General features: G+C 65.3%; 24 protein-coding genes. 15 read left to right on the forward strand and 9 right to left on the reverse strand.

The window, feature by feature from the left end; all coding sequences use genetic code 11:
• Window positions 1-12 precede the first annotated feature (12 nt).
• A complete protein-coding gene (locus AQZ49_RS02845) occupies window positions 13-342 on the reverse strand; it encodes a DUF1244 domain-containing protein (RefSeq protein WP_067612702.1) in 330 nt (109 codons plus the stop codon).
• A gap of 143 nt (window positions 343-485) precedes the next feature.
• Here AQZ49_RS02845 and pyk point away from each other — a divergent pair, with 143 nt between their 5' ends.
• Entirely contained in the window at window positions 486-1,985 is a 1,500-nt protein-coding gene (gene pyk, locus AQZ49_RS02850) for a pyruvate kinase (RefSeq protein WP_067612705.1), read from the forward strand.
• Here the strand turns inward: pyk and AQZ49_RS02855 are convergent, their stop codons facing one another.
• Entirely contained in the window at window positions 1,986-2,597 is a 612-nt protein-coding gene (locus AQZ49_RS02855; RefSeq protein WP_067612709.1) for a LysE family translocator, read from the reverse strand.
• Window positions 2,594-3,280, reverse strand: coding sequence for a YggS family pyridoxal phosphate-dependent enzyme (locus AQZ49_RS02860; RefSeq protein ID WP_067612712.1), 687 nt, complete (start codon window positions 3,278-3,280; stop codon window positions 2,594-2,596). Before AQZ49_RS02860 ends, AQZ49_RS02855 begins: the two co-directional genes overlap by 4 nt.
• Window positions 3,281-3,354: 74 nt before the next feature.
• Here AQZ49_RS02860 and AQZ49_RS02865 point away from each other — a divergent pair, with 74 nt between their 5' ends.
• The gene (locus AQZ49_RS02865) at window positions 3,355-3,834 is read left to right on the forward strand and encodes a thiamine phosphate synthase (protein WP_231738653.1); all 480 of its coding nucleotides are present in this window, start codon (window positions 3,355-3,357) and stop codon (window positions 3,832-3,834) included.
• A gap of 101 nt (window positions 3,835-3,935) precedes the next feature.
• Complete coding sequence (locus tag AQZ49_RS02870) at window positions 3,936-6,335, forward strand: DNA translocase FtsK (protein ID WP_067612716.1); 2,400 nt, start codon at window positions 3,936-3,938, stop codon at window positions 6,333-6,335.
• A 417-nt stretch (window positions 6,336-6,752) separates the two neighbouring features.
• On the opposite strand, the gene AQZ49_RS22095 is transcribed toward AQZ49_RS02870, so the two are convergent.
• On the reverse strand, window positions 6,753-6,905 hold the full coding sequence (locus tag AQZ49_RS22095; RefSeq protein ID WP_156428109.1) for a hypothetical protein: 153 nt from the start codon (window positions 6,903-6,905) through the stop codon (window positions 6,753-6,755).
• A gap of 156 nt (window positions 6,906-7,061) precedes the next feature.
• Window positions 7,062-7,844: a winged helix-turn-helix domain-containing protein gene (locus tag AQZ49_RS21685; RefSeq protein WP_156428110.1), complete on the reverse strand. Its 783-nt coding sequence runs from the start codon at window positions 7,842-7,844 to the stop codon at window positions 7,062-7,064.
• A gap of 443 nt (window positions 7,845-8,287) precedes the next feature.
• Here AQZ49_RS21685 and AQZ49_RS02875 point away from each other — a divergent pair, with 443 nt between their 5' ends.
• Window positions 8,288-8,707 (forward strand): hypothetical protein, encoded by a 420-nt coding sequence (locus tag AQZ49_RS02875; protein ID WP_067612719.1) that lies wholly within the window; start codon window positions 8,288-8,290, stop codon window positions 8,705-8,707.
• Between the two features lie 142 nt (window positions 8,708-8,849).
• On the opposite strand, the gene AQZ49_RS02880 is transcribed toward AQZ49_RS02875, so the two are convergent.
• Together AQZ49_RS02880 and AQZ49_RS02885 are read right to left on the reverse strand one after the other, a co-directional pair.
• Window positions 8,850-9,245 carry an acyl-CoA thioesterase gene (locus tag AQZ49_RS02880; RefSeq protein WP_067612722.1) on the reverse strand — a complete coding sequence of 132 codons (396 nt, stop codon included), beginning with the start codon at window positions 9,243-9,245 and terminating at the stop codon, window positions 8,850-8,852.
• Window positions 9,229-11,340, reverse strand: coding sequence for a S9 family peptidase (locus AQZ49_RS02885; RefSeq protein WP_067612724.1), 2,112 nt, complete (start codon window positions 11,338-11,340; stop codon window positions 9,229-9,231). The genes AQZ49_RS02880 and AQZ49_RS02885 overlap by 17 nt, the downstream gene beginning before the upstream one ends.
• A gap of 73 nt (window positions 11,341-11,413) precedes the next feature.
• Here AQZ49_RS02885 and AQZ49_RS02890 point away from each other — a divergent pair, with 73 nt between their 5' ends.
• From AQZ49_RS02890 to arfB, 10 genes are all read left to right on the forward strand, one after another.
• Complete coding sequence (locus AQZ49_RS02890; protein WP_067613430.1) at window positions 11,414-13,213, forward strand: aminopeptidase P family protein; 1,800 nt, start codon at window positions 11,414-11,416, stop codon at window positions 13,211-13,213.
• A gap of 70 nt (window positions 13,214-13,283) precedes the next feature.
• Window positions 13,284-13,661 (forward strand): VOC family protein, encoded by a 378-nt coding sequence (locus AQZ49_RS02895; protein WP_067612727.1) that lies wholly within the window; start codon window positions 13,284-13,286, stop codon window positions 13,659-13,661.
• Between the two features lie 246 nt (window positions 13,662-13,907).
• Complete coding sequence (locus AQZ49_RS02900) at window positions 13,908-14,621, forward strand: EF-hand domain-containing protein (RefSeq protein WP_067612730.1); 714 nt, start codon at window positions 13,908-13,910, stop codon at window positions 14,619-14,621.
• A 60-nt stretch (window positions 14,622-14,681) separates the two neighbouring features.
• Complete coding sequence (locus AQZ49_RS02905) at window positions 14,682-15,413, forward strand: response regulator (RefSeq protein WP_197410920.1); 732 nt, start codon at window positions 14,682-14,684, stop codon at window positions 15,411-15,413.
• Between the two features lie 4 nt (window positions 15,414-15,417).
• Window positions 15,418-16,875, forward strand: a complete 1,458-nt coding sequence (locus tag AQZ49_RS02910; RefSeq protein ID WP_067612733.1) for an ATP-binding protein — start codon at window positions 15,418-15,420, stop codon at window positions 16,873-16,875.
• A gap of 148 nt (window positions 16,876-17,023) precedes the next feature.
• Window positions 17,024-19,675 (forward strand): M1 family metallopeptidase, encoded by a 2,652-nt coding sequence (locus AQZ49_RS02915; protein ID WP_067612737.1) that lies wholly within the window; start codon window positions 17,024-17,026, stop codon window positions 19,673-19,675.
• A 47-nt stretch (window positions 19,676-19,722) separates the two neighbouring features.
• Complete coding sequence (pabB, locus tag AQZ49_RS02920) at window positions 19,723-21,549, forward strand: aminodeoxychorismate synthase component I (RefSeq protein WP_067612740.1); 1,827 nt, start codon at window positions 19,723-19,725, stop codon at window positions 21,547-21,549.
• Window positions 21,550-21,555: 6 nt separating this feature from the next.
• The gene (locus AQZ49_RS02925) at window positions 21,556-22,734 is read left to right on the forward strand and encodes a pyridoxal phosphate-dependent aminotransferase (protein WP_067612743.1); all 1,179 of its coding nucleotides are present in this window, start codon (window positions 21,556-21,558) and stop codon (window positions 22,732-22,734) included.
• Window positions 22,731-23,393, forward strand: a complete 663-nt coding sequence (locus AQZ49_RS02930; RefSeq protein ID WP_067612746.1) for an RluA family pseudouridine synthase — start codon at window positions 22,731-22,733, stop codon at window positions 23,391-23,393. The genes AQZ49_RS02925 and AQZ49_RS02930 overlap by 4 nt, the downstream gene beginning before the upstream one ends.
• Window positions 23,390-23,809: an alternative ribosome rescue aminoacyl-tRNA hydrolase ArfB gene (gene arfB, locus AQZ49_RS02935; protein WP_067612749.1), complete on the forward strand. Its 420-nt coding sequence runs from the start codon at window positions 23,390-23,392 to the stop codon at window positions 23,807-23,809. Before AQZ49_RS02930 ends, arfB begins: the two co-directional genes overlap by 4 nt.
• Window positions 23,810-23,830: 21 nt before the next feature.
• On the opposite strand, the gene AQZ49_RS02940 is transcribed toward arfB, so the two are convergent.
• Together AQZ49_RS02940 and AQZ49_RS02945 are read right to left on the reverse strand one after the other, a co-directional pair.
• Window positions 23,831-24,040 (reverse strand): hypothetical protein, encoded by a 210-nt coding sequence (locus AQZ49_RS02940; RefSeq protein WP_067612752.1) that lies wholly within the window; start codon window positions 24,038-24,040, stop codon window positions 23,831-23,833.
• A gap of 1 nt (window position 24,041) precedes the next feature.
• Window positions 24,042-24,377: a hypothetical protein gene (locus AQZ49_RS02945; protein ID WP_067612755.1), complete on the reverse strand. Its 336-nt coding sequence runs from the start codon at window positions 24,375-24,377 to the stop codon at window positions 24,042-24,044.
• Between the two features lie 160 nt (window positions 24,378-24,537).
• Between AQZ49_RS02945 and AQZ49_RS02950 the strand changes: the two genes are divergently transcribed.
• Entirely contained in the window at window positions 24,538-25,530 is a 993-nt protein-coding gene (locus AQZ49_RS02950) for an ArsR/SmtB family transcription factor (RefSeq protein ID WP_067612758.1), read from the forward strand.
• Window positions 25,531-25,532 lie beyond the last annotated feature (2 nt).

The raw sequence follows: 25,532 nt of genomic DNA on the forward strand, positions 1-25,532 counted from the left end.
CGTATGATCCCGTCAGCCCCCGGGGTTCCTTTGCATGCTTTGCGCCATGCGCGCCAGTTGTTCCGGTGTCGCCTCGGTCTGATAACGGGCTTTCCATTCGGCGGCGGGCAATCCGTGGATCGCTTCACGCGCGGCCACTTTGTCCAGCGGGGCGCCGGCATCGATGATCCAGTCGGCCAGGCAGTTGCGGCAAAACCCGGCCAGACCCATCAGATCGATGTTCTGTGCATCGTGGCGGTGGCGCAAATGGCGCACCAGTCGGCGAAACGCGGCAGCAGCCACCGCATCGGGCAGCGTGTCAAGCGAGTCGGGTGTCGTGTCGAGTGGGGAATTCGTATCCATGCGATTGGTCCTGAGGGTTTTGGGTCTTGGGTTTTAAGGCCCCATGGGCCATAGCCCCGGCGCAGTCGCATGGCCACCGTCGCAATCGGGCAGTGGCTGGCCGACCGCACGCAAAGTATTCAGGCACAAGCGAGGCGGACACCGTGGCGAACACCAATCAGACACAGGCGAATGGCGCCGGGCAAAGCCCACGCGGACGCAAGGTCAAGATTCTGGCGACGGTCGGCCCGGCCAGCCGTTCGCCCGAAATGCTGGAAAAGCTCTATCGCGCGGGCGTCGATGCGTTCCGCGTCAACATGAGCCATGGCGATCACGCCACCCATGCCGAAACGATTGCCTCGATCCGCGCGCTGGAAACCCGGCTTAACCGCCCGATCACCATCCTGGCGGACCTTCAGGGGCCCAAGTTGCGCGTCGGCACGTTCAAGGGTGACCGCGCGGTGATCCGCCATTCGGGCCATTTCACGCTCGATCGCAACCCCGAACCGGGCGATGAAACCCGCGTCTGCCTGCCGCATCCCGAACTGTTCGGCGTCCTGCAAAAGGGGCAGCGGCTGCTGATCGACGATGGCAAGCTGCGTTTGCGGGTGATCCGCGCCGATGCCAACGAAATCTTCTGTTCGGCCGAAGTCGGCGGGGTGATTTCCAACCGCAAGGGCGTCAATGTGCCCGACGCGGTGATCCCGGTGCCCGCGCTGACCGACAAGGACCGCCGCGATCTGGCCTTTGCCATCGAACAGGGCGCCGACTGGATCGCGCTGTCGTTCGTGCAACGGCCCGAAGATCTGGCCGAAGCGCGCAAGCTGATCAATGGCCGCGCCGCGCTGATGGCCAAGATCGAAAAGCCCGCCGCGATCGGGCGGCTAGATGAAATCATCGAACTGTCCGACGGGATCATGGTGGCGCGCGGCGATCTGGGCGTCGAGCTTGACCCCGAAGACGTGCCGCCGCTGCAAAAGCGCATTGTCGCGATGGCCCGCCGCCAGGGCAAGCCGGTGGTGGTCGCCACCCAAATGCTCGAATCGATGATCGAAGCGCCCACGCCCACGCGCGCCGAAGTGTCGGACGTGGCCAATGCGGTCTATGACGGCGCGGATGCGGTAATGCTGTCGGCGGAAACCGCGTCGGGCGCCTGGCCCGAAGAAGCGGTGACCATCATGAACCGCATCGCGGTGCAGGTGGAACGCGATGCCGGGTATCAGGCGCGCGTGCATTTCACCCAGACTCCGCCCGATCCGACCACCGCCGACGCGCTGGCCGGGGCTTGCGCGTCGATCGTGGCGACGTTGCCGATTGCCGGGATCATCGTGTTCACCGGGTCGGGTTCGACCGCGCGGCGGGTGGCGCGCGAACGGCCGGGCGTGCCGATGCTGGTGCTGACGCCGGCACTGCGCACCGCGCGACGGCTGGGCCTGTTGTGGGGCACCCACGCGGTGTCGACCAAAGACATCGGCAGCTTCGAGGAAATGATCGCCAAGGGCAAGCGCATGGCGCTGCGCCACGGGTTCGGCGTGGCCGGGTCAAAGCTGATCGCGCTGGCCGGGGTGCCGTTCGGCACGCCGGGATCAACCAACCTGTTGCATGTCGTCACGCTGGTCGGTGACGAACTGGCGCGGTATGGCGAAGGCACTGCGGAGACCTGATCAGGCTTTCGCAGCGGCCAGTTTCAGCCCGAACGCGACAAACACCACCCCGCACGTCCGGTCGATCGCCCGGGCAAAGGCGGGGCTGGTGACCAACGGGGCCAGCACGCGGGCAAAGCCGATCAGCAGCGCAAACCACATCAGCGTCAGCGCGACATGCACGCCTGCCAGCATCAGCCCGGCCGCCGGATCGCTGGTGCCGGGGGGCAGGAACTGCGGCAGCAGTGTGATATAGAACACCCCGACTTTGGGATTGAGCAGATTGGTCAGCAGCCCGCGCCGGAACGCGGCGGCGGCAGGCGCGGGACCGGCTGCCCCGGCACGAAGCGGGCGCAGCAGCAGGGTCAGGCCGATCCAGCCAAGATAGAGCGCGGCCATTGCGCGCAGCCAGCCATAGGCGACCGGGCTTGCCACCAGCAGCGCGCCAAGGCCCAGCGCCACCGCCAGCCCCCAGGCCAGACAGCCCAGTGCAATACCCAGCCCGGCCATCATGGCCGGGCGCGCTCCGTTCAGCCCGGCGGTGCGCAGCACCAGCATGGTATCGGTGCCCGGCGTGATCGTCAGCAGCGCCGCGACCGGCACGAAGGCCAGCAACGTCGCCGCGCCGATCATCCCGCGCGCGCCCCGAACAAGGCGCTGCCCACGCGCACATGCGTCGCGCCCAGCATCACGGCGGTGTCGAAATCCTCGCTCATTCCCATCGACAGCTGCGCCAGGCCGTTATCGGCGGCGATCTTGCCCAGCAACGCAAAGAACGGCGCGGGCTCGATCCCCGCCGGTGGCACGCACATCAGCCCGGCGACCGGCAGATCGGCACCACGGGCCTGCGTCAGCAGCGCGGACACGTCACCGATGGGACAGCCGCCCTTTTGCGCCTCTTCGCCAATATTGACCTGGACAAACAGCGGCACGCGCCGCCCGGTCTTGTCCATCGCGCGGGCCAGCGCCACCAGCAGCGAGGGCCGGTCGAGCGAATGGATGGCGTCGAACATCTGCACCGCGTCCTCGGCCTTGTTCGATTGCAACTGGCCGACCAGATGCAGGCGGATATCGGGGTGCGCCTCGACCAGCGGGGGCCATTTGGCCTGCGCCTCCTGCACGCGGTTTTCACCGAACACGCGCTGCCCCTCGTCGATCAGCGGCTGGATCGCCTCGACCGGTTTGGTCTTGGCGATGGCGACCAGCGTCACATCATCGGCGCGGCGCCCGGCCAGCGCGGCGGCGCGGGCAATGCGGGCATGGATGGCGGCAAGGGGCGACAGATCGACATCGTCGGGGTGGGTGGCGGCGCTCATGCGCGGTGCTATAACGCATCGTGCGATTTGCTCCAGTGATCATCAAATCCGCTGGCCGGGGTAGGCATCGGCAGGTGCCGCGCCAGGTGCTGTTGAGCGACGCGCGCAACGACGCGCTGCTCGATCGCGCGCTGCGGCGGCTGCCCCAGGGTTCGGCGCTGGTGTTTCGCCATTATCATCTGGCACCGGCGGCGCGCGCGACGCGGTTGCGGCATCTGCGGCGGATCGCGGCGTTGCGCGGGGTCGAGGTGGTGCTGGCGGGCGCGGGCTATGGTCCGGCCAACGCCTTGTCGCCGCGCGCGCGCTTGCGGCTGGCGACGGCGCACACCCTGCGCGAGATCGGCGCGGCCGCACGTGCCGGGGCACATGCGGTGCTGCTCTCGCCGGTCTATCCGACTCGCTCGCATCCCGGCGCCCCGGTGCTTGGCGCGCTGCGCTTCAACTGTCTGGCGCGGCTGTCGCCGCTGCCCGTGCTGGCGCTGGGCGGGATGACCCGGCGTCGTTTTGCACAAGTGCGCGCACATGGTTTTGCCGCAATCGATGGGCTTCCCTGAGAAACCACGCAAAACCGCGACTCGTGGAAAACCCTTGGATTCTTGACGATTCCGGCCTTTGTGGCGCATGATGGGCCGAACGGATCGAAAAGGGTAAGCAGATGGCATCGCGGGCAGTCACTCCGGCGCGTGGGCGGGCCGGGTCCGGTGGGCAGGGCGGCCGGTCGGACTGGCGCGCGATCCTGCGCCGCAGTTTCTGGCGCAGCGCCGAACTGATCGGCGGTACGCTGCTGTTTGCCACGTTGGTGTTCCTGGCGCTGGCGCTGGTCAGCTATACCCAGACCGACCCCTCGGGATCGACCGCATCGGGCAGTCCGGTGGAAAACTGGATGGGGCTGGGCGGGGCCTGGGCGGCGGAGCGCGTGCTGATGCTGTTCGGCCTGCCGGGCGGGCTGATTCTGCCCATGCTGTTCGTGTTTGCGCGGCGGCTGTGGGATGGTACCGGCGATCTGATCGAAGCGACCGAAGACGATGCCGATGTGCCCGCGCTGGTGGTGTGGTGGTGGCTCGCGCTGCTGATGCTGGCGGGCGTGATGCTGATCGACACGACGCTGGCCACAACGCTGGAACGGCCGGGCGGCACGCTGCCCGCCGGGCCGGGCGGGCTGATCGGGCTGATGGGGGCCGCCGGGGTCCACTGGTGCGCGCATTTTGCCGGTGCGGTGCAGGGCTGGGTCGCGCTGGGGCTTGGGCTGGTGATCGGGCTTGCCGGGCTGGTGCTGGTGGCGCGGGTGTTCGTGCTCGAAGGCTGGCGGTTCAACCCGCTGGCCCTGTTGTGGCGTCGCCGCGCCGCGCCCGACGACGCGATTGGCGATGACGGGGACGTGCCCGAACCACGCGCCGCCGCGCCTGCGCCGCGCGCCGCGGCCGCGCCGCCCGCCCCGGCCGAAAGCCAGACCCCGCGCCGCCCGACCGAAATCACCGATCCCACGCGCACCCCCGCGCCCGCACCCATTCAGAAAGCGCGGCAGGGCGATCTGTTCGATGCGTTCGAATTGCCGCCGATCGACCTGCTCGACGAAATCCCGGTCAGCACCGCGCCAAAGATCGACAAGCTGGCGCTGGAACGCAATGCGCGCCTGCTCGAAAACGTGCTCGACGATTTCAACGTCAAGGGCGAGATCATGGCCGTGCGCACCGGTCCGGTGGTCACGATGTACGAACTCGAACCCGCGCCGGGGATCAAGGCCAGCCGGGTGATCGGCCTGGCCGACGATATCGCCCGCAACATGAGCGCGGTGTCGGCGCGTGTGTCGGCCATTCCGGGCCGCACCGTGATGGGTATCGAATTGCCCAACGTCACGCGCGAGATGGTGTCGTTCCGCGAAATCGTCGCCTGCGACAAGTTCGTCAACGCCAAGGGCCTGCTGCCGATCATCCTGGGCAAGGATATCACTGGCGAACCGATCGTGGCCGACCTGGCCGCGATGCCGCACTTGCTGGTGGCGGGCACCACCGGATCGGGCAAGTCGGTCGGGCTCAACTGCATCCTGCTGTCGCTGCTCTATCGGCTGACGCCACAGCAGTGCCGGATGATCCTGGTCGATCCCAAAGTGCTGGAACTCAAGAGCTACGACGATATTCCCCACTTGCTGTCGCCGGTGGTGACCGAGCCTGCCAAGGCGGTGCGCGCGCTGAAATGGGCGGTCGAGGAAATGGAGCGCCGCTATCGCCAGATGAGCTCGATCAGCGTGCGCAACATCACCGGGTTCAACGAAAAAGTGCGTGCCGCGGCCGCCAAGGGCAAGCCGCTGGGCCGCCGCATCCAGGTCGGGTTCGATCCCGACAGTGGCGAGGAAATCTACGAGGAGCAGCAGCTCGATTATCAGGTGCTGCCGCAGATCGTGGTGATCGTCGACGAACTGGCCGACCTGATGGTGACGGTGGGCAAGGAAATAGAAGTGCTGATCCAGCGGCTGTCGCAAAAGAGCCGCGCGGCGGGCATCCACCTGATAATGGCGACGCAGCGCCCCTCGGTCGACGTGATCACCGGGGTGATCAAGGCCAACTTGCCCACCCGCATCAGCTTTGCGGTGACCAGCCGCATCGATTCGCGCACCATCCTGGGCGAACAGGGCGCCGAACAACTGCTGGGCAAGGGCGACATGCTGTACAAGCCCAACACCGACCCGGTGAAGCGCGTGCACGGCCCGTTCGTGTCCGACGAGGAAGTCGAACGCATCGCCGACCACTGGCGCAAGCAGGGCACGCCCGAATATGTCACCTCGGTCACCGAGGAACCGGCAGATGGCGGGTTCGGGTTCGATGATCTGGACGCGACCGCGTCCGACAGCCCCGACGAACGCAAATACCGCCAGGTCTGCCAGCTCGTGTTCGAAAGCCAGAAGGCCTCGGCAAGCTGGATTCAGCGGCAGATGGGGGTCGGCTACAACACCGCCTCGAAGTGGATCGAGCGGATGGAAGCCGATGGCTTTGTCGGCCCGCCCAACCATGTCGGACGCCGTGAGATCTATCGCGACAAGGATGGCAATCCGCTGTGATCATTGCCGACCGGCGGGATCATTTGCCTGCGTGGTGATCGAACTCCACGGAATGATCCTGATCGTGGTTGAAAGAAGACCAATTGCGGAACAGCTTGTTTTTGTGTGCATTTCGCCGGACGCTTTTCCCGCAATTTTTACAATGCCCGACGTAATTCAGGCCGTCCCATCGGACCTTTCCACGAATTGGTCGATGCACATTCAGAAGATTGCAGATAAACAGTCTTTTAAGGAGCGACATTTTTCCTCCAGGGATTTGGATCTGTCAAATCCGGTTCGATAGCCGTCCGCATTCACGGCGCTGGTATCTTGCGAATGGCCGGGTTCACCTGGGGGAAGTATAGCCTTGCGGGCATAAACGCGCTCGGCGTTGAATGGTTAACGGTTGCAGGCGGCGGGCGCGAACCGCGCCGATCATCAGTCCGCGTCGTGCACTGGCGGCACGGGACACGACTGGATTGGCTGCAGAATGTCGTGCGCCATTTGCGCATGGGCGGCAGCGGCATAGGCCTGCTTGTTGAAGGCACACAATTCGTCGAGCGCGTCGAGCGCATCCTTCAGGAATTGCACCGCGCGCGCAGGGTCTGCGGCCGAGCACGGGGCCGGTGGCGGCGTTTCACTTGCGGGTGCCGCCGGGTGCGGTGGGTTGGGGATGCTGGGCGCCAATTGCTGATACTCGCGGTGGGTGGCACTCTGTCGCCGAAAGGTGATTTTCGAAACAGACTCTTACGGAAATAATTTATCGTTATTTGATGATTCGAGGATCTTGTTGATTAATACATATCCTCTGGAATAATCGTTTTTTATTATATATCCGCTATTCAGTTTTTTCCGTAAATTGGAAATCATGACTTTAATAGAACCTTTGAATGCCGTCGTATCAGATGGATTTATCTCTGAGCAAAATTTCTTAATCGAAACGAATGAATTTATGTTGTCGACAAGGGTGTGGGCTATTTCAAATTCCCGTGGCGTAAGCAAGTCGGGATTGCATACCAGAGATACGGCATTTCTCTTGGTGAAGCTGTCGCTCAATAAATTTCTGTTCGCCCTATATTTTATGATAACCGATTTAAGCCGCAGTCTTGCCTCGTCCATATGCATCTTTTTGCTATCGATAACTTCGTCAAATCCGTAATTGAGTAACCTGGTGCGGCGAGGGGGCGTCGAATCGTGGATCAGGGCAATTTTTGCGACATTGTTCAAAAGCAAACTGTTTGAACGAATGAAGCGACCCATCCGCGCGGGGTCATTGCCTCCTGTAATCAGTACATCATAATCACCATGGGCCTTTGAAAGTATGAACGTATCATCATCAAGAAATGGTCTCGACATAATTGTATCTACTAAATGTTCGGCAAATTTATCGCGATATTCTTTGGCATGATCGTTAAATGACTGATAGCGTGCCGAACATTCAACCTTTGTGGCAAGCGAGTGATCGATAAGAAAGTTGTCAATGGTATGGGTAATGTGAAAATTGAACGCAATCGCGGCTGCAAGGTCCACATTCTGCCCCTTTTTTTCAAATCAGGCAAACAATCATGGCGGAGCCTGTTAACGGCTGCATCTTGACCGTGTTTGCTCACTTCATAACTATTGTTACGCGGTTAATGGTAAATTTTCATCGTGCCGGTTTGTAAACCGGATTCGCCCGAAAATGCTAATAATTAGCAACAAAAACAATGCCTTTGTCGACCGCCGGTTAAAATGCATCCGTTTTGAATATATTTACCAGAATATAGTACAGGCGTATGAAATCATTGACAAACTTCCACCCTGCGGAGCGTTTGCGCGCCTCGTCCTGCGAGCGCGCGATCCCCGCTTTTGAAGCGCGCACCCTTAACCACCACCACGGCCTGCCGTTCTTGCAGCATGATCGGCGGGTCGTTCCACCTCCATCCCGAATGGACGGCGCGTCGATCACCTGACCTCGAAGGGCAACGCGCGGCATGGAAGCGCTGGCACAGTGCTGGTTCACCCGGGTTCATCGCCCGGTGCGAGATCGCCATCGCGACAGCGATGGTTCGATGGTCAGCACGTGCCGGTATTGCCACCGTCAACTGGTCAGTTGGGACCGTTCGAACTGGAACTTGGCGGGCGGGCTCGATGTGTCGCGGTTGGCCGAATTGACCGGCGGCCGCACGCTGACGCTGCTCGATGCCTCGGATGATCTGATCGTGCGGCGCTTTCCCATCCGCCATCTCGACAACGAAGCCGATGTCGAGGCGTTCAAGCAGGAATTGCGCGCGCAATATGGGCTCGATGAACCCGGCACGACGCTGGTGCTGCGCGACAGCGCGCCGCCGCGCAAACGCAAGATCAGGCTGTCGCCGCCCCCCGACGAAACGCCTCTCGCTGATCCGCTCTGATCAGGGTGTGTGGGGATTTGGCTCAGGGTGGAGCGAGAATGGCTGATTTTGAGAACCGGCGCGCAGCGTACTTCAGTACGTGAGCACCGGAAGCGCAAAAGCGGCCGTTCGCAGCCCGCCCTGGGCCAAATCCCCACACAGCCTAGGGCAGGAACGGCGCGGCGATCTCGGCGGTCACCCGCGCCAGCCGCCCGCTGGCGCGATCGATCAGCGCCCAGGTGGTGCGCGCCTCGACCAGCACGCGATCGTTTGCATCGCGGAACGTGGTGCAGCGGTCGAACCGCGCGCCTGTCGGGCCCTCTGGAATGAACGTTTGCGCGCGTACGGTCTCGCCCGGCCCGACATTGCCGCGATAGTCGATTTCGTGCCGCGTCACGACCCAGATATAGCGGTCGCGGTGCTCGGGCGCGGCATCGGCCTGCCAGTGCGCCACCGCGATGCGCTCCATCCAGCGCACCCAGACGGCGTTGTTGACATGGCCCAGTTCGTCGATGTCGTCCGCGCCGGCGACGAAGGTCAACTCATGCCGGTTGGCCATCGCCGATATCCAGTTGCCACAGGATAAAGGCGAATTCCTCGGCGGTTTCCTTCAGGCTTTCAAACCGGCCCGATTTGCCGCCGTGGCCCGCGCCCATGTTGGTCTTGAGCAGCAGCGCATGGGCGTCGGTCTTGGCCGCGCGCAGCTTTGCCACCCATTTTGCGGGTTCCCAATACGTCACGCGCGGGTCGTTCAGCCCGGCAGTGACCATCAGCGGCGGATAGGCCTGCGCGCGCACCTGGTCATAAGGCGAATAGGACGCGATCAGGCGAAACGCCTCGGCATCCTCGATCGGGTTGCCCCATTCGGGCCATTCGCCCGGGGTCAGCGGCAGTGTCGCGTCGAGCATGGTGTTGAGCACGTCGACAAACGGCACATGCGCGACCACCGCACCCCATAGATCGGGATCGGAATTGATCACCGCACCCATCAGTTCGCCCCCGGCGGAACCGCCGCTGATCGCGATGCGTCCGGCCTCGGTCAGCCCGCGCGCGACCAGGCCGCGCGCCACGTCGACAAAATCGTTGAACGTGTTGGTGCGCTTGTCCAGCTTGCCCTGTTTGTACCAGCGGCGGCCCAGATCGTCGCCGCCCCGGATATGCGCGATGGCAAACACCATGCCGCGATCGACCAGGCTGAGCCGCACGGTGGAAAAGCCGGGGCCGATGGCAATGCCATAGGCGCCATAACCATAAAGATAGAGCGGCGAGGGATCGCGGCGATCCTTGCGCGCCATGATCGACACCGGCACCATCGTGCCGTCGCGCGCCTCGATCTCCAGCCGTTCGGTGACATAGAGCGACGGGTCATAGCCCGAAGGGATTTCCTGCACTTTCAACAGGTCGAGCGTGCGCGCGGCGACGTGATAGTCATAGACCGAGGCCGGGCTGACCATCGATTCATAGGTCAGCCGCAGGCGGTCGGTGGCCCATTCGGGATTTTCCGACAGACCCGCTTCATAGCTCGCCTCGGGAAACGCGATCGGCTCGATCCGCGCCGGGTCATCGTAATAGCGCACTTCGATGCGATCGAGCCCGCGCACGCGGCCTTCGACGACATAGAAATCGCGGAACAGGTCAAACCCGGTCAGATAGAAATCGTCGGTGCCTTCGACCAGCGTGGTCCACGCGCCGGGTGTGGACAGCGGCGCCGTGGCCAGCCGGAAATTCTCGTGCGTGTCGTTGGTGTGGATGAACAGCAGCGGTTCGCTGCCATCACCACGATCATAGACGTCGGCATCATATTCGACCCCGGTCTGGCGCTCGCGCACCAGGATCTGCGGCGCGGTCGGATCGCTGGCGGGCACCAGCCGGGCCTCGCCGGTTTCATGATCGCCGGTCGAAATGACGATCCAGCGCTCGCTGGCCGACAGGCCGACGCCGACACGAAAGCCCTCGTCGGCTTCGTGATAGAGTGCCACGTCCTCGCCGTGGGCAGTGCCGATGCGGTGCAGCAGGACGGTGTCGGTGCGCCACTGGTCGTTGACGCGGGCATAGACCAGGCCGCTGTCATCGCTTGTCCAGATCAGCCCCGACAGCGTGTCGGGAATTTCGTCGGCCAGCACTTCGCCGGTGGCAATCACCTTGATCCGCGCGACAAACCGTTCGGACCCGTCGCTGTCGACGGCCCAGGCCAGCCGGGTGCCATCGTTCGACACCGCGATCGCGCCCAGCCGGAAATAATCGAGGCCCGCCGCCGCGGCGGTTTCGTCGAAAATCAGCTCGTCGGCGCCGGTATCATCGCCCGCGGCCACGGGCCTGCGCCACCATTTCTTGTATTCGACGCCCTGTTCGTATTCGATCCAGTAGAGGTAATCGCCATCCTTCTGCGGCACCGACCGGTCGGCTTCCTTGATGCGCGCGCGCATTTCGGTGAACAGCGCGTCGACGCGTGGCGCCTGTGCCTCCATGGCTTTGGCAAACCAGTCATTTTCGGCGTTGAGATAGTCGAGGATCGCCGGGTCGGTAACTTCGGGATAGCCGGGGTCGCGCAACCACGCATAGTCATCGGTGACGGTCACGCCGTGGTGGGTGAATTGGGTGGGGCGCCGTTCGGCGACCGGGGGCAGCGAAGGGGAGGGGGTGGTTTTGGCCATGCATCGTCTCTATGGTGCATGGCACGCCCCTGCAAGCGCGGGGGATTGCTTTTGATGGACAGCGGCGATGTTGATGAACACCCATGAAGCGCGGCTGGTCGCGCTGCGCAAACAGCTTGTCGAACAGGGCCTCGATGGTTTTGTCGTGCCGATCTGCGACGAACACATGAGCGAATATGTCGGCGCCTATGCCAAACGGCTGGAATGGTTGACCGGGTTTGCCGGGTCGGCGGGGACGGCGGTGGTGCTGCGCGATCGCGCGGCGATGTTCGTCGACGGGCGCTATACGCTGCAAGTGCGCGAACAAGTCGATGCGCGGTTCTATGATTTCGAGCAGGTCCCGGCGTCGAGCGCGGCGGCGTGGCTGGCGCGCCATGTGCAGGCAGGCGCGCGCATCGGTTATGACGCGTGGCTGCACACGCGCGACTGGGCCGGGGCCATGGCGCGCACGCTGGCCGCGCGCGGCGCGGACCTGGTGGCGGTGGACGCCAACCCGGTCGATGCGGTCTGGACCGGGCAACCGGCACCATCAGCCGCGCCCGCCTTTGCGCAGCCGATCGAATTTGCCGGGGTCGATCATGCCGACAAGCGCGCGGCGGTGGCCGCGTGGCTGGCCGATCAGGGCTGTGACGCGGTGGTGATTGCCGCGCTCGATTCGGTGGCCTGGCTGTTCAACATCCGGGGCGCCGATGTCGAGCGCACCCCAGTGGCACTGGCCTTTGCGCTGGTCCACGCCGATGGTGGTGCCGATCTGTTTCTGGCGCCCGAAAAAGTGACCTCGGAACTGGTCGCGCATCTGGGCGATGCGGTGCGGATTGCCCCGCGCGCTGCCTTTGCCGATGCGCTGGCGGCGTTGGGCGGCAAACGCGTCGCGGTCGATCCCGAACGCAGCGTCGCGGCGATCTTCCACGCGCTCGATCGGGCGGGCGCGACGATCGTGCCGCTGACCGATCCGGTGATCGTGCCCAAGGCGATCAAGAATCCGGTCGAAATTGCCGGGCAGCACGCCGCGCAGGCGCGCGACGGCGCCGCGCTCAGCCGGTTTCTCCACTGGCTCGAACGCACCGCCCCGGCTGGCGGCGAAACCGAAGTGAGCGCATCGAACCGGCTCGAAGGCGAACGCCGCGCGACCAATGCGCTGATCGATCTGTCGTTCGACACCATTTCGGGCGCCGGGCCCAATGGCGCGGTGGTGCACTACCGTGCCGATCCGGCAACTTGTCGCACGATCGAGCCCAACAGCGTCTATCTGGTCGATTCGGGCGGGCAATACCGCGATGGCACCACCGATGTGACGCGCACGGTGTGGATCGGCCCCGATGCCCCCCCGCCCGAAGTGCGCGACCGGTTCACGCGCGTGCTAAAGGGCCATATCGCGCTGGCCCGCGCGGTGTTTCCCGCCGGCACCACCGGCGCGCAGCTCGATGTGCTGGCGCGCCAGTTCCTGTGGGCGGCGGGGCTCGACTATGCGCACGGCACCGGGCACGGCGTGGGCAGCTTTCTGGCCGTGCACGAAGGGCCGCAGCGGATTGCCAAGGCGCAAGGCGCCCAGGCCGGCACCGGGCATCCGTTGCTGGCCGGGATGATCGTGTCGAACGAGCCGGGGTATTATCGCGCGGGCGCCTATGGCATCCGCATCGAGAACCTGGTGCTGGTCGAACCGCGCGCGATCGATGGCGCAGAAGGCGAATTCCTGGGCTTTGCCACGCTGACCCATGCCCCGATCGACCGGCGCCTGATCGATCTGTCCTTGCTCGATGCGGGAGAGCGCGACTGGCTGAACGCCTATCACGCGCAAGTCCGCACGATTGTCGCGCCTTTGCTGGACGGCGCGGACCGCGTCTGGCTGGAAGCGGGCACCGCGCCGTTGTGATGGGTATTAGTTCCTGATATGTTCCTGTCATCCCGAGTCGTTTCGGCCGGGAGATGGGGAGGATTTCGGGATGATCGGCTATGTCACGCTGGGCACCAGCGATCTTGCGCGCGCGGCGCAGTTCTATGATGCAATCGCGGCCGAACTGGGCACGACGCGAATGTTCACCACCGACACCGCGATTGCCTGGGGCACCCCCGGCGGCGCAGCGGGTATCGGGCTGACATTGCCGTTCGATGGCCAGCCGGCCAGCGTGGGCAATGGCGTGATGGTGGCCTTCGACGCGCGCGATCATGCACAAGTCGATCGGTTATATGCGCTGGCGCTGGCGCACGGCGGCAGCGACGAGGGCGCGCCGGGACCGCGCGGCGAGGGTGGTTTTTATGCTGCCTATTTCCGCGATCCCGATGGCAACAAGTTGAACGCCTTTGTCATGACGGCAGGCTGACAGCGCGCCGGGATCTGCCCATCCACGCGACAATGTGCGACAAAGATCAGGGGATTCCGGCATAGTTGGGCGACATCCGCCGCCTATACCATGGGCTGGAAAGTCGTGGGGCGGCAGATGCACAGCCCCAAGCACGACCGGTCAGGCAAGGCCCCCCCCAGCCTGACCTCAGCTACCGCCTCGCGGCTTTCCTTGGATACCGGCCCTGGTGGATCGGGCCGTGGTCTCCACGAAGGGAACGAGGACATGAAGCGCGTACTTTTTGCCGGCGTCGCATTGGCTCTGGTGGCGGGCTCGGTGCCCGGCTTTGCAGCCCCCGCTCCGCAGGCGCCTGCCGCGCCGCACGTGCAACAGCCGATCACATTTGCGCAAGTCAAGGCCGTGGCCGACAAGTTGTGGGATCGGATGGATGTCAATCACGACGGCAAGATCGACGCCGCCGACCATGATGCGCGGTTGCTCGAACGCTTTGCCAGGTGGGATACCAACCGCGACGGCGTGATCAGCAAGGATGAATTTCTGGCCTTTGTCCATGCGCGCGAAGCGCAATGGCACGATCATGGCCCGGACCACGGTCCCGACGGCCCGCCCCCGCCCCCGCCGGGAGAAGCGGGTTGGCACAAACCGGGCCATGAAGGCAAAGGTCCTGACCGGTTGATCGCGATGGCAATCGTCATGCCGGCCCTGCACAGATTGCATAAGGATGGCATCAGCACCCGCGCGGTATTCGATGCGGCGGTCAAGGCGCGTTTCGATACGCTCGATGCCAATCACGACGGCGCGCTGACGCATGAGGAACTTCGCGCGGCGTGGCACGGCGGGTGGCGGCACGGCCAACACCACCACATGGATCACCATGACTGGGATCATCCTGGCGAAGGCGGACCGCACGGGCACGAATGGCGCCACCACGATGGCGACGCACCACCGCCGCCACCCCCACCCCCTGCTGCGCAGTGACGGAGGCGTGAAGTGACAACCATGCTGGCGCCGGGGCTGCAATCGGATATGAACGACGCGATGAGCAACCCGTCGCTTACCGAAATCCTGCTGGTTGATGACGAAGCCGGCTTGCGTGAACCGCTGGCGGATTATCTTGGACGTCAGGGCTTTGCCGTGACGCAGGCGACCAACGCGGCCGAAGCGCGCGGGCGGTTGGCAGCGAGCCATTTCGACCTGGTGCTGCTCGATATCATGATGCCGGGCGAGGATGGCCTGTCGCTGTGCCGCTATCTGGCCGAATCGCGCAGGGTGCCGGTGATTTTCATCACCGCGCGCGGCGAATCGACCGATCGCATCGTCGGGCTGGAAATCGGCGCCGACGACTATGTGGTCAAACCGTTCGACCCGCGCGAATTGGTCGCGCGTATCCGCAGTGTCCTGCGCCGTGCCGGACGCACCATACCCGATGCGGCCGAAGCGGTGGTCTATGAATTCGAAGGCTGGCGTCTCGATCCGCTCAAACGTCGGCTGATCGATCCCGAAGGCGCGATGGTGTCGATTTCTTCGGCGGAATTCCGCCTGTTGATGGCGTTTCTCGACCATCCGCGCCAGGTGCTCGACCGCGATCGTCTGCTCGACATGGTGCAGGGACGCGAAGCGCATTTGTTCGACCGCGCGGTCGACAACCAGATCAGTCGTCTGCGCCGCAAGATCGAACCCGACAGCCGCAATCCGCAACTGATCCAGACGGTGTGGGGCGGCGGCTACATGCTCGCAGCCGAAGTGCGCAAGTTCGCGGCCCGGGACTAGCACGATGTGGGTGCGCAGCCTCCAGGGGCAGATGATGCTGGCCATCGCGGCTGCGCTGCTGGTCGCGCAAGGCCTGTCTGCCTGGTTTATCTGGCGCGAAGTGCACGAACGCCACATTGCCGGGCTGGTCAACGGCGCGGCCATGCGCATGTTCGACGGCCGCCTGCAGGGGCCGCGTCCCGACAACGGCGCAGGGCCCGATGCCCATGGCGACCATCCGGACCATGGGCCGCCGATGGGCCCGCCGATGGGGATGCCGCCGGGACCACCCGATGAGGGATTGCACCTGCCGCGCGGATTGCGTGTGCATGTTGATGCCGCCTCGCCCGAACAGGCTGGCGACACGCATCTGACCGAAGTGGAAACTGCGTTGCGCGATGTGCTGGTGGCCCAAGGCGAAACGCCCGGCCAACTGCTGGTGGTGCAGCGCGAGGCGGCCAGCGATCCCTTGCTGCACCCCGCCGTCCCGGAACTGCGCGTGCGGTTCCGCCTGACCGGCGACAGGACGCTGCCCCCGCTGGTGGTCGCGTCGGAGCGGCGCCCCGACGGCACCTGGATCACCGTGCGCAGCTTCAACCCGTCGAACGAGAGCATGCTGTTTGCCCGGTTGTTGCGTCAGACACTGTTGATCTATCTGCTGCTGGTGGGGGTGGTCGCGCTGATCCTGCGGCGCATCACCCGGCCGTTGCAGGCGCTGACCCGGCGGATCGAGCGGTTCGCCGCCGATCCGGGCAGTTCCGACCCGTTGCAACCACAAGGGCCCGAGGACATTCAGCGACTGATCGCCGCGCACAACGCAATGCAGGCGCGGTTGAGCACGCTGCTCGATGAAAAAGACGTCATGCTGGGCGCGATCGGCCACGATCTGAAAACGCCGCTGGCGACTTTGCGCGTGCGGATCGAGGCGGTGGTCGACGATGTCGAGCGGGCGCGGATGGCCGCCACGATCGAGGATATCAACCGCTCGCTCGACGATATCCTGTCGCTCGCACGGGTGGGCCGCCCGTCAGACCCGATCGAAGTGACCGAATTGTCGGCGCTGGTGACCGATGTCATCGGCGAATACGAAGACATGGGCGACGATGTGGTGCTGACCCAAACCGAACGCACGGTTGCCCCGGTACGCGCCACGTGGCTGCGCCGCGCCTTGCGTAATCTGGTGTCGAATTCGCTGCGGTATGGACACCGCGCCCGGGTGCGCCTCCACCGCGAGGCGCGCGAGGCCGTGCTGGTGGTCGACGATGACGGTCCGGGCATTCCCGAAGACGCGATTGCCCGCATGATGGAACCGTTCACGCGGCTCGATCCTTCACGCAACACCGGCACCGGCGGTGCAGGGCTGGGCCTGACGCTGGCACGTGCTATCGCCGATCAGCATGGCGGCTCGCTGTCGCTGGCCAACCGGTTTGAACAGGGCCGGATCGTCGGTCTGACCGCAACCTTGCGCCTGCCGCTGGTCTGACCGGACGCCAAGTCGTTCGTCGGGCGGCAGATGCTTCCCGTCGATCCAGTCCGGCAAAACTGATTGCCATTGCAACCATCGCGCGGCTAGGCCTGCGGCCCATCCAGATCCCTGTTCCCGATGGGATCGCTTGCTGACAAGGCCTTGCATGTTTCGTTCCGGACATCGTTCTTTCGCTGCGCTGGCCCTGGCCGGTACCGCACTGTGCCTCGCCCCCGTGGTTCCTGCCATGGCGCAGGCGCCGTTTCCCGCCGATGGCACGCTGCCGCACACCGCGATCCCCAGCCACTATGTCATCGCCATCCGGCCCGATCCCAAGGCGCTGACGTTTACCGGAACGTTCGCGATCGATATCGATGTGCCGCAGGCGACCGATGCAGTGGTGCTCAATGCCGCGCAGATCACCGTGGACAAGGCGCGGCTGGTGACGGCCGATGGGCACAGCATGCCGCTGGCGATCAGCCCTGATGCAAAAGAACAGACCGTGCGGCTGGGCGCGACCGGCGGCATCGCCGCGGGCCACTATCGCATCGAAGGCAGCTATGCCGGGCGCATCGACACCCAGGCCGACGGGCTGTTCGCGCTCGATTACACCGGCAACGACGGCAAGCCGACGCGCGCGCTGTTTACCCAGTTCGAACCCAGCTATGCGCGCCAGTTCGCGCCGATGTTCGATGAACCTTCGTACAAGGCGACCTTCGATCTGTCGGTGGTGGTGCCGCAAGACCGCCTGGCCGTCAGCAACATGCCAGTCGCCAGTGAGGAACCGGCGGGCAAGGGGCTGAAAAAGGTCACCTTCCGCACCACGCCGAAAATGGCATCCTACCTGCTGTTCTTTGGCGAGGGCGATTTCGAGCGGATGAGCAAGATGACCAGCGCCGGGGTCGAGGCGGGGATCGTCTCGCCAAAAGGCAGCGGCGAACAGGCGCGCTTTGCGCTGAACGAACTGGCCGGGCTGATCCCTTATTACAACGACTATTTCGGTGTGAACTACCCCCTGCCCAAGATCGACAACATCGCCGGACCCGGCCAGTCGGAATTCTTTGCGGCGATGGAAAACTGGGGCGCGGTGTTCACGTTCCAGCGCGATCTGCTCGACGATCCCAAGACGACCTCGCCGCAATCGCGCGAATTCATCGAAGTGGCGCAGGCGCACGAAGTGGCCCACCAGTGGTTCGGCGATCTGGTGACGATGGCCTGGTGGGACGATCTGTGGCTGAACGAAGGTTTCGCCAGTTGGATGGAAAACAAGGCGACCGACCATTTCCATCCCGACTGGTTCGCACTGCTCAACCGCGTCTCGGGGCGCGAGGCGGCGATGGGGCTCGATGCGTTCCGCACCACGCATCCGGTGGTGCAGCGCATCCGCACAGTGGATGAAGCCAACCAGGCGTTTGACGCAATCACCTATCAAAAGGGTGAAGCGGTGCTGGCCATGCTGGAGGCCTATGCCGGGGAAACCACCTGGCGCGACGGCATCCGCGCCTATATGGCCGCGCACAAGTTCGGCAACAGCCACACTGCCGATCTGTGGCATGCGGTCGAATCCGCCGGGGCCACCGGGCTGACCACGATTGCCACCGATTTCACCACCCAACCGGGCATCCCGCTGGTGCGCGTGGCCGATGTGCAATGCGCTGGCGGCAAGACCACACTCAGCCTGACGCAGGACGAATTTACCCGCGATCGCGTGGGCGAACCGTCGACGCGCCGGTGGCATGTGCCTTTGCTGGTGTCGGTCGGCGGCGGCGCGCCGCAGCGTTCGGTGATGGCCGATGGCAAGACCACGCTGACGATCGACGGCTGTGGCCCGGTGGTGATCAACGCCGGGCAGCTTGGCTATTACCGCACGCTCTATACGCCCGCCGGGCTGACCGCGTTGACCGTTGCGCTGCCGCATCTGGCGCCGATCGACCAGCGCGGGCTGATCGCCGATCAGATGGAACTGGGTCTGGCCGGGTATCAGCCGCTGGCGGGTCCGCTCGATCTGCTTGCAGCCTTGCCGGTCGACGCCAATGCACGCGTGGCGGGTGATGCCGCGCGGCGCTTCGACGGATTGTATGACCGGCTGGATGGCGATCCGGCAGGGCAGGCCGCGATTGCGGCGCGCGCGATTGCGCTGTGGAAGCCACGGCTCGACACGCTGGGCTATGATCCGCGCAGCAGTGACACGCTGCCCGATGCCGATCTGCGCGCCACGCTCGTCGCGGTGCTGGGGCATCTGGGCGAACCGGGCGTGCTGGCCGAGGCACGGCGGCGGTTTGCCGCGCTCGACCATGATCCCCATGCGCTGGATGGCCCGTTGAAGCAGGACTGGCTGGGCATCATCGCGCGCAACGCGACGCCTGCCGAATGGGACAAGCTGGCGCAGATGGCCAAGGACAGCACCTCGACCGTGGCGCGTTCGGATCTGTTCGAACAACTGGGCGGCGCGCGCGATGTCGCGCTGGCACGGCGCGCGCTCGATCTGGCGCTGACCGATGTCCCGGGCAAGACCACTTCGGCCGGGATCATCTCTGCAGTGGCGGCCGAACACAGCGAACTGGCGTTCGACTTTTTCGTCGCGCACCGTAATGCCGTGCTCGCCCTGGTCGATGCCTCGGCCCAGACGACTTATGTCGAACGTCTGGCTGGGCGTGCCGATACTCCGTCGATGGTCGACAAGCTGACCGCGTACGAGCAGACCCTGCCCGAAGACGCGAAAAAGCCGGTCGAACGCGCGCTTGGGCGGTTGAAGGACCGCCTGGCGGTGAAGGCCCGTATCGATCGCGAAACGGTGGCCTGGCTCAAGGGGCACTGATCGCTCTTTTGCGTTAAGGGCGGGATGCGGGTAAGGGCCGGGTTGTCATGACCCGGCCCCCCTTTATTCTGCTCGATGACACACGCGGCACCGGTGCGGCGCCTTCGCGGCTCTATCGCGATCCGGTCGAGATCGTGGTGGCGCGCCGGGCGCACGAAGTGGCGCCCGCGCTGGCGCGGATTGGCGCAACGCCGGGCCACTGGGCGGGGATGATCGCCTATGAAGCCGGGCTGGCGCTCGAACCCCGGCTGATGCCGCTGGCCGCACGGCGCAGCGGCGCGGCAGGGCCGCTGGTGTGGTTTGCGCGCTTTGCCGACCGCACGCTGATGACCGGCGATGACGTCGATGGCTGGCTGGCGCGCGAAATCCAGGGGGCCGGCGTGCTCGGGCCGATGGTGCCGCAAGTGTCGGTCGGTGGCTATGCCCAGGCCTTTGCCGGGGTGCACGAGGCGATTGCCGCGGGCGATGCCTATCAGGTCAATCTGACATTTCCGCTGGGCGGAACCTGGCGCGGCGATCCGCTGGCGATCCACCGCGCATTGCGCCGCGACAGCGGCGCGGGGTTTGGCGCGGTGCTGTGGGACGGGTCGCACTGGACGTTGTCGGCCTCGCCCGAACTGTTCTTTCAGGTCGAGGGCGACAGCGTGACGGTGCGCCCGATGAAGGGCACCGCGCCGCGCGGACGCACCGTGCACGAAGACACCGCCGAGCGTGACCGCTTGCGCGCCAGCGTCAAGGATCGCGCCGAGAACCTGATGATCGTCGATCTGATGCGCAACGATCTGTCGCGCATGGCCGTGCCCGGATCGGTGCGGGTGGATGAACCCTTCGCGATCGAGAGCTATCCCACGGTGCACCAGATGGTTTCCACGGTGAACGCGCGGCTGGCGCCGGGCAAAGGCGTGGGCGATCTGTTGCGCGCGATATTCCCCTGCGGATCGGTCACCGGAGCGCCAAAAATCCGCGCGATGGAACTGATCGACAGCCACGAGCGCGATGCGCGCGGCGTCTACTGCGGGGCGATCGGCCATATTGACGTGCCAGAGCCGGCCGATACCAAGGATGGTGGCAATCAGGCTGGTCGTGCGGTGTTCAATGTGGCAATCCGCACGGTGCGGCTTGCGCCCGATTATCCGGGCGCTGCGGGCGGCCGCGCAACGATGGGCGTGGGCTCGGCGGTGGTCGCCGATTCGGCCATGCTCGGCGAATGGCGCGAATGCCTGATCAAAGGGAGTTTCTTGCGGTTGTCCGCTGGCCAGGCTGATCTGATCGAGACGATGGCGTTTGATCCCGCGCGCGGGATCGCTCTGATCGAACACCATCTCGAACGGCTGCGCACCAGCGCGGTCGAGCTTGGCTTTGCATTTGACCGCCATGCCACGCGCAACGCAATCCAAGCGCTGTGCTTTGATCTGGAGGCGCCCGCCAAAGTGCGGCTGATGCTGGCGCGGTCGGGCGCGATTGCGCTGGAAACCGCGCCGCTGCCCGCCACGCCCGATCGGCTGCTGACATGCGCGGTGCTGCCGCTGCCGCTGGCGGCGGATGACTGGCGGTTGCGGCACAAGACCAGCGACCGCGCGTTTTACGAGGCCGCCTTGCGCGCCGCCCGCGCCGCCGGGGCGGACGAGGCGCTGTTGCTGCGCGATGATGGCCTGATCACCGAGGGCAGTTATACCAATGTGTTCGTCCGCCGCAGCGATGGCCGGTTGATCACGCCGCGCGCGGGCCACGGGCTGTTGCCCGGCGTTTTGCGCCGCAGCCTGATCGATGCCGACAAAGTTGTCGAAGGCGATGTCACGCTGGCCGACCTTGCCGAAGGGTTTTTGCTGGGCAATTCCCTGCGCGGGCTGCTACCGGCACGTCTTTTGGGATAGATGCCAATGCGCAGTGCCGAACCCATCAGCCAGGCCCTGGCCCGGATCGCGCCATCGCGCACCAATGGGATGACCGATCGCGCCATCGCGCTGCGCGCGGCCGGGCGCGACATCATTGCGCTGTCGGTCGGCGAGCCCGATTTTGCCACCCCCGATCATGTCAAGGCGGCGGCCAAGGCCGCGCTCGATGCCGATGACACGCGCTATACCGCAGTGGCCGGAACCCAGACCCTGCGCGAGGCGGCGGCGCTGCATTTCGCGCGTGATCTGGGCATTGTCGTACCCTGGCAACAAGTGATCGTGTCGGCGGGCGGCAAGCAGGCGATCTTTCACGCCCTGGTGGCCACGCTCGATGCGGGCGACGAAGTGCTGATCCCGTCACCCTGGTGGGTCAGCTATCCCGAAGTGGTGCGCTTTGCAGGGGCCACGGTGGTCGACCTGCCGACTACGGCGGCGGGCGGATATCGCATCACGCCCGAACACCTGGCGGCGGCAATCACCCCGCGCACGCGCTGGCTGCTGCTCAACAGCCCCGGCAATCCGACCGGCGCGACGTATTCCGCTGCCGATCTGGCCGCGCTGGGCGAGGTGTTGCGCGCGAATCCGCACGTCCTGGTGCTGAGCGATGATATCTATGCGCCGTTGCGCTATACGCCGGGTGATCATGCCACGCTGGCGGTGGTCTGCCCCGATCTGGCCGCGCGCGTGCTGACCGTGTCGGGCGTTTCGAAAAGCCATGCGATGACCGGATTTCGCATCGGCGTTGCGGCAGGGCCGGCCTGGCTGATCGGCGCGATGGGCAAATTGCAGTCCCACACCAGCGGCAATGCCTGCTCGATTGCACAGGCGGCGGCGGTGGCGGCGTTCACCGGGCCGCAGGATTTCCTGATCGACTGGCGCGAACGGTTCCGCGCGCGGCGTGACCGGGTGGTGGCCGCGATCAACGCGATCCCCGGACTGTCGACCCCGCTGCCCGATGGCGCGTTCTATTGCATGATCGACGCGACGCCGCTGATGGACCGTTTCGGCGATGACGAGGCGCTGGTGCTGCACTTGCTCGACCATGGCGTGGCGGTGGTGGCGGCATCGGCGTTTGGCGGGCGCAATGGATTTCGCATCAGCTTTGCCGCCGATGATGACAAACTTGACCGCGCGATCGCGCGTATCGCGGGGGCCCTGCAATGACTGATCTGACCATCCTGTACGAAGATGCCGAAGCGCTGGTAATCGACAAGCCCGCCGGGCTGCCGCTCGACCGGCCCCGCGCAGGGGGCATGTCGCTTGAAGAACGCGCCTACGAATTGCGGCTGGGCTTTTCGCGCTCACCCTCGCCGGTGCACCGGCTCGATCAGGACACCTCTGGCTGTCTGTTGCTGGCGCGCCATCCACGCGCGCTCAAACGCTATTCCGCCGCGTTCGAGGCACGCACCGTGGGCAAGACCTATTGGGGCGTGGTCGATGGCACGCTGGACGAAGATCGCGGGACGATCAGCCTGAACTTGTCGAAAATCAGCAGCGAGCGCGATGGCTGGCGGATGATCCCGGCGCGCGCGGGCAAGGCGGCGATCACCCACTGGCGCGTGCTCGACCGCCAGGGTGCGCTTACGCTGGTCGAATTCACCCCCGAAACCGGGCGCACCCACCAGATCCGCGTGCATGCCGCCGCCGGACTGGGCCATGCACTGCTGGGCGATCCGGTCTATGGCAAGAAACTGCCCGGCAAGCGCACGATGCTTCACGCCGCGCGACTGGTGATCCCGCGCGATGGCAAGCCGCCGATCGACGCCCATGCGCCGATGCCCGCCGACTTTCGCGCGCTGGGCTTTGCCGAGCCCGCAGGATGAGCGCCGCCGCCGATGCGGTGATCGACCGCGCCATGGCGCTGGTCAGCGAAAGCTTCATCACCGCGACCGGGCCCGGCGGGCAGAACGTCAACAAAGTTGCCACCGCCGTGCAACTGCGCATCAACATCTATGCCTTGCGGCTAAGCCCCGAGGTGTTTGCGCGGCTGAAAACGCTGGCCGGCAGCCGGCTGACCTCGGGCGGCGAGATCGTGCTGACCGCGCGGCGGTTCCGCACGCAGGAGGCCAACCGCGCCGATGCGCGCGAACGCCTGGCCGACCTGCTGCGCGAAGCGCTGACCCTGCCCGAAAAGCGCGCCAAGTCGCGGCTCAACCGCGTCGGCAAAGTCCAGCGGCTGGCAGGCAAGAAAATTCGCGGCTCGATCAAGGCCGGGCGCGGCAAAGTGCAATTCGACTGAATTTCGCGAATTCGAGGCCATTCACCGCACGGGCGTTGGCAGTTTTGCTTCGCCGTCGCCGATATCGGCTGGCACGGTGGCATCGGCCAGCGGCGGCGCCGGGCGCTTTTCCAGCGCCTCGGCGGCGGCATCGAGCTGTTTTGCCTCGCCTTTGGTCACGCCGCCGGGGCCGGGATCGCTGTCGCTTGAACAGGCGGCCAGCAACAGCACCAGGCACAGCGCGCCGCGCATCTTATTGCGGGGGTTGCTGGTGGGGGGTGGTGCTGTCCCCGCCGCCTTGCTGGTCGGCGTCGGCAGCCGCACGTGCGGCACGCACTTGTTCGGCGACCGAGGCGGCATCTTCGGCATCGGTGGTCGCGGCGGCACGTGCCGACAGTGCGGCGGCAGAGGCATCGGCGTCGGGATCGCGCGCAGGCGGCGGGGCGGCCAGCGAGGGCGGCCCGGCGGGCAAGTCGGCGGCCGGCATTTCGACATTGCTGGGGGTGGCGTCATCGCTTTCGTGATCGTGATGGCCGCAACCGGCCAGCATCAACACGGCCAGCAGGGCGGCGGGGGCGAATTTCGTCATCAAAGTCCTCGTCGGTGCGATGGCTTTTGCCATAGAGTCCCTCTCTAGCCATGGCATCGGGCCCTGTCCAATCGTGCCGTAGGGGGAACAACCTGAACTTCATATAACAAAATCTTTATATGCCTTGCTCCATATAAAGATGTCTTTATATGGATGTCCCATGAGCTCCGCGATTCCCCTGATCGATACCTTGCGCGCGCTGTCCGATCCGACGCGCCTGCGGATCATGCGGCTGCTCGCCAGCATGGAACTGGCGGTGGGCGAATTGGCACAAGTGCTGGGGCAAAGCCAACCGCGCGTGTCGCGCCATGTCAAGATCCTGTGCGATGCCCGGCTGGCGGAACGTCGCCGCGAAGGGGCCTGGGTGTTCCTCCACGCGGTGGGCAGCCAGTCACGCGGGGCCGGTCCGTTGGTCGACGCGGTGGCGCACTTGCTGGCCACTGCCGAAGACAGCGATCCGGCGTTCGCCGGGCAATGCGCCGAAGACCGCGCGCATCTCGACGCGATTCGCGCCGCGCGCCAGGCCCATGCCCGCGAATGGTTCGACCGGCATGCCGCGCAATGGGACCAGTTGCGCAGCTTGCATATCGACGATGGCCCGGTCGAATCCGCGCTCGCCGAATTGCTCGGCACCACGGCAGGGCAGGGCGATCTGGGCCGCCTGCTCGATGTCGGCACCGGCACCGGGCGCATGGCCGAACTGTTTGCGCACAGCGCGCGCCGCATCACCGCGCTCGACCACAGCCCCGATATGCTGCGGCTGGCACGCACCCGGTTGCAGCACTTGCCGGCGGGCAAAGTCGAGCTGGTACAGGGCGATTTTGCGCAATTGCCGTTTGCCGCGGCCAGTTTCGATACCGTGCTGTTCCACCAGGTGCTGCACTATGCTCAGGCGCCAGAGGCCGTGCTGGCCGAGGCCGCGCGCGTTACCGCGCCGGGAGGACGCATCGCGATCGTCGATTTCGCCGCGCACGATCGCGAAGATCTGCGCACCCAGCATGCCCATGCGCGGCTCGGCTTTGCCGATGCGCAGATCGCCGGGCTGTTTGCCGATGCCGGGTTCGAGCCGCAAGCCGAACGCGCGCTGGCGGGCAAAGAGCTGATTGTCAAACTGTGGACCGCCACGCGCCGGTCCGGCCGCACACAGGCATGATC

This window comes from Novosphingobium sp. FSW06-99 (assembly GCF_001519065.1).
Classification (GTDB): Bacteria; Pseudomonadota; Alphaproteobacteria; order Sphingomonadales; family Sphingomonadaceae; genus Novosphingobium.

Excerpts from the sequence above, each read along its gene's own strand:
- AQZ49_RS02875 (WP_067612719.1), top strand. The coding sequence starts at position 8,288 with ATGGAAGCGCTGGCACAGTGCTGGTTCACCCGGGTTCATCGCCCGGTG.
- AQZ49_RS02950 (WP_067612758.1), top strand. The coding sequence starts at position 24,538 with ATGAGCTCCGCGATTCCCCTGATCGATACCTTGCGCGCGCTGTCCGAT.
- AQZ49_RS02905 (WP_197410920.1), top strand. The coding sequence starts at position 14,682 with ATGAGCAACCCGTCGCTTACCGAAATCCTGCTGGTTGATGACGAAGCC.
- AQZ49_RS02855 (WP_067612709.1), bottom strand. The coding sequence starts at position 2,597 with ATGATCGGCGCGGCGACGTTGCTGGCCTTCGTGCCGGTCGCGGCGCTG.
- AQZ49_RS02880 (WP_067612722.1), bottom strand. The coding sequence starts at position 9,245 with ATGGCCAACCGGCATGAGTTGACCTTCGTCGCCGGCGCGGACGACATC.
- AQZ49_RS02925 (WP_067612743.1), top strand. The coding sequence starts at position 21,556 with ATGCGCAGTGCCGAACCCATCAGCCAGGCCCTGGCCCGGATCGCGCCA.
- AQZ49_RS02895 (WP_067612727.1), top strand. The coding sequence starts at position 13,284 with ATGATCGGCTATGTCACGCTGGGCACCAGCGATCTTGCGCGCGCGGCG.
- AQZ49_RS02945 (WP_067612755.1), bottom strand. The coding sequence starts at position 24,377 with ATGACGAAATTCGCCCCCGCCGCCCTGCTGGCCGTGTTGATGCTGGCC.
- pabB (WP_067612740.1), top strand. The coding sequence starts at position 19,723 with ATGACCCGGCCCCCCTTTATTCTGCTCGATGACACACGCGGCACCGGT.
- AQZ49_RS02940 (WP_067612752.1), bottom strand. The coding sequence starts at position 24,040 with ATGCGCGGCGCGCTGTGCCTGGTGCTGTTGCTGGCCGCCTGTTCAAGC.
- arfB (WP_067612749.1), top strand. The coding sequence starts at position 23,390 with ATGAGCGCCGCCGCCGATGCGGTGATCGACCGCGCCATGGCGCTGGTC.
- AQZ49_RS02900 (WP_067612730.1), top strand. The coding sequence starts at position 13,908 with ATGAAGCGCGTACTTTTTGCCGGCGTCGCATTGGCTCTGGTGGCGGGC.
- AQZ49_RS02870 (WP_067612716.1), top strand. The coding sequence starts at position 3,936 with ATGGCATCGCGGGCAGTCACTCCGGCGCGTGGGCGGGCCGGGTCCGGT.
- AQZ49_RS02885 (WP_067612724.1), bottom strand. The coding sequence starts at position 11,340 with ATGGCCAAAACCACCCCCTCCCCTTCGCTGCCCCCGGTCGCCGAACGG.
- AQZ49_RS02910 (WP_067612733.1), top strand. The coding sequence starts at position 15,418 with ATGTGGGTGCGCAGCCTCCAGGGGCAGATGATGCTGGCCATCGCGGCT.
- AQZ49_RS02845 (WP_067612702.1), bottom strand. The coding sequence starts at position 342 with ATGGATACGAATTCCCCACTCGACACGACACCCGACTCGCTTGACACG.
- AQZ49_RS02930 (WP_067612746.1), top strand. The coding sequence starts at position 22,731 with ATGACTGATCTGACCATCCTGTACGAAGATGCCGAAGCGCTGGTAATC.
- AQZ49_RS02860 (WP_067612712.1), bottom strand. The coding sequence starts at position 3,280 with ATGAGCGCCGCCACCCACCCCGACGATGTCGATCTGTCGCCCCTTGCC.
- AQZ49_RS02915 (WP_067612737.1), top strand. The coding sequence starts at position 17,024 with ATGTTTCGTTCCGGACATCGTTCTTTCGCTGCGCTGGCCCTGGCCGGT.
- AQZ49_RS02890 (WP_067613430.1), top strand. The coding sequence starts at position 11,414 with ATGAACACCCATGAAGCGCGGCTGGTCGCGCTGCGCAAACAGCTTGTC.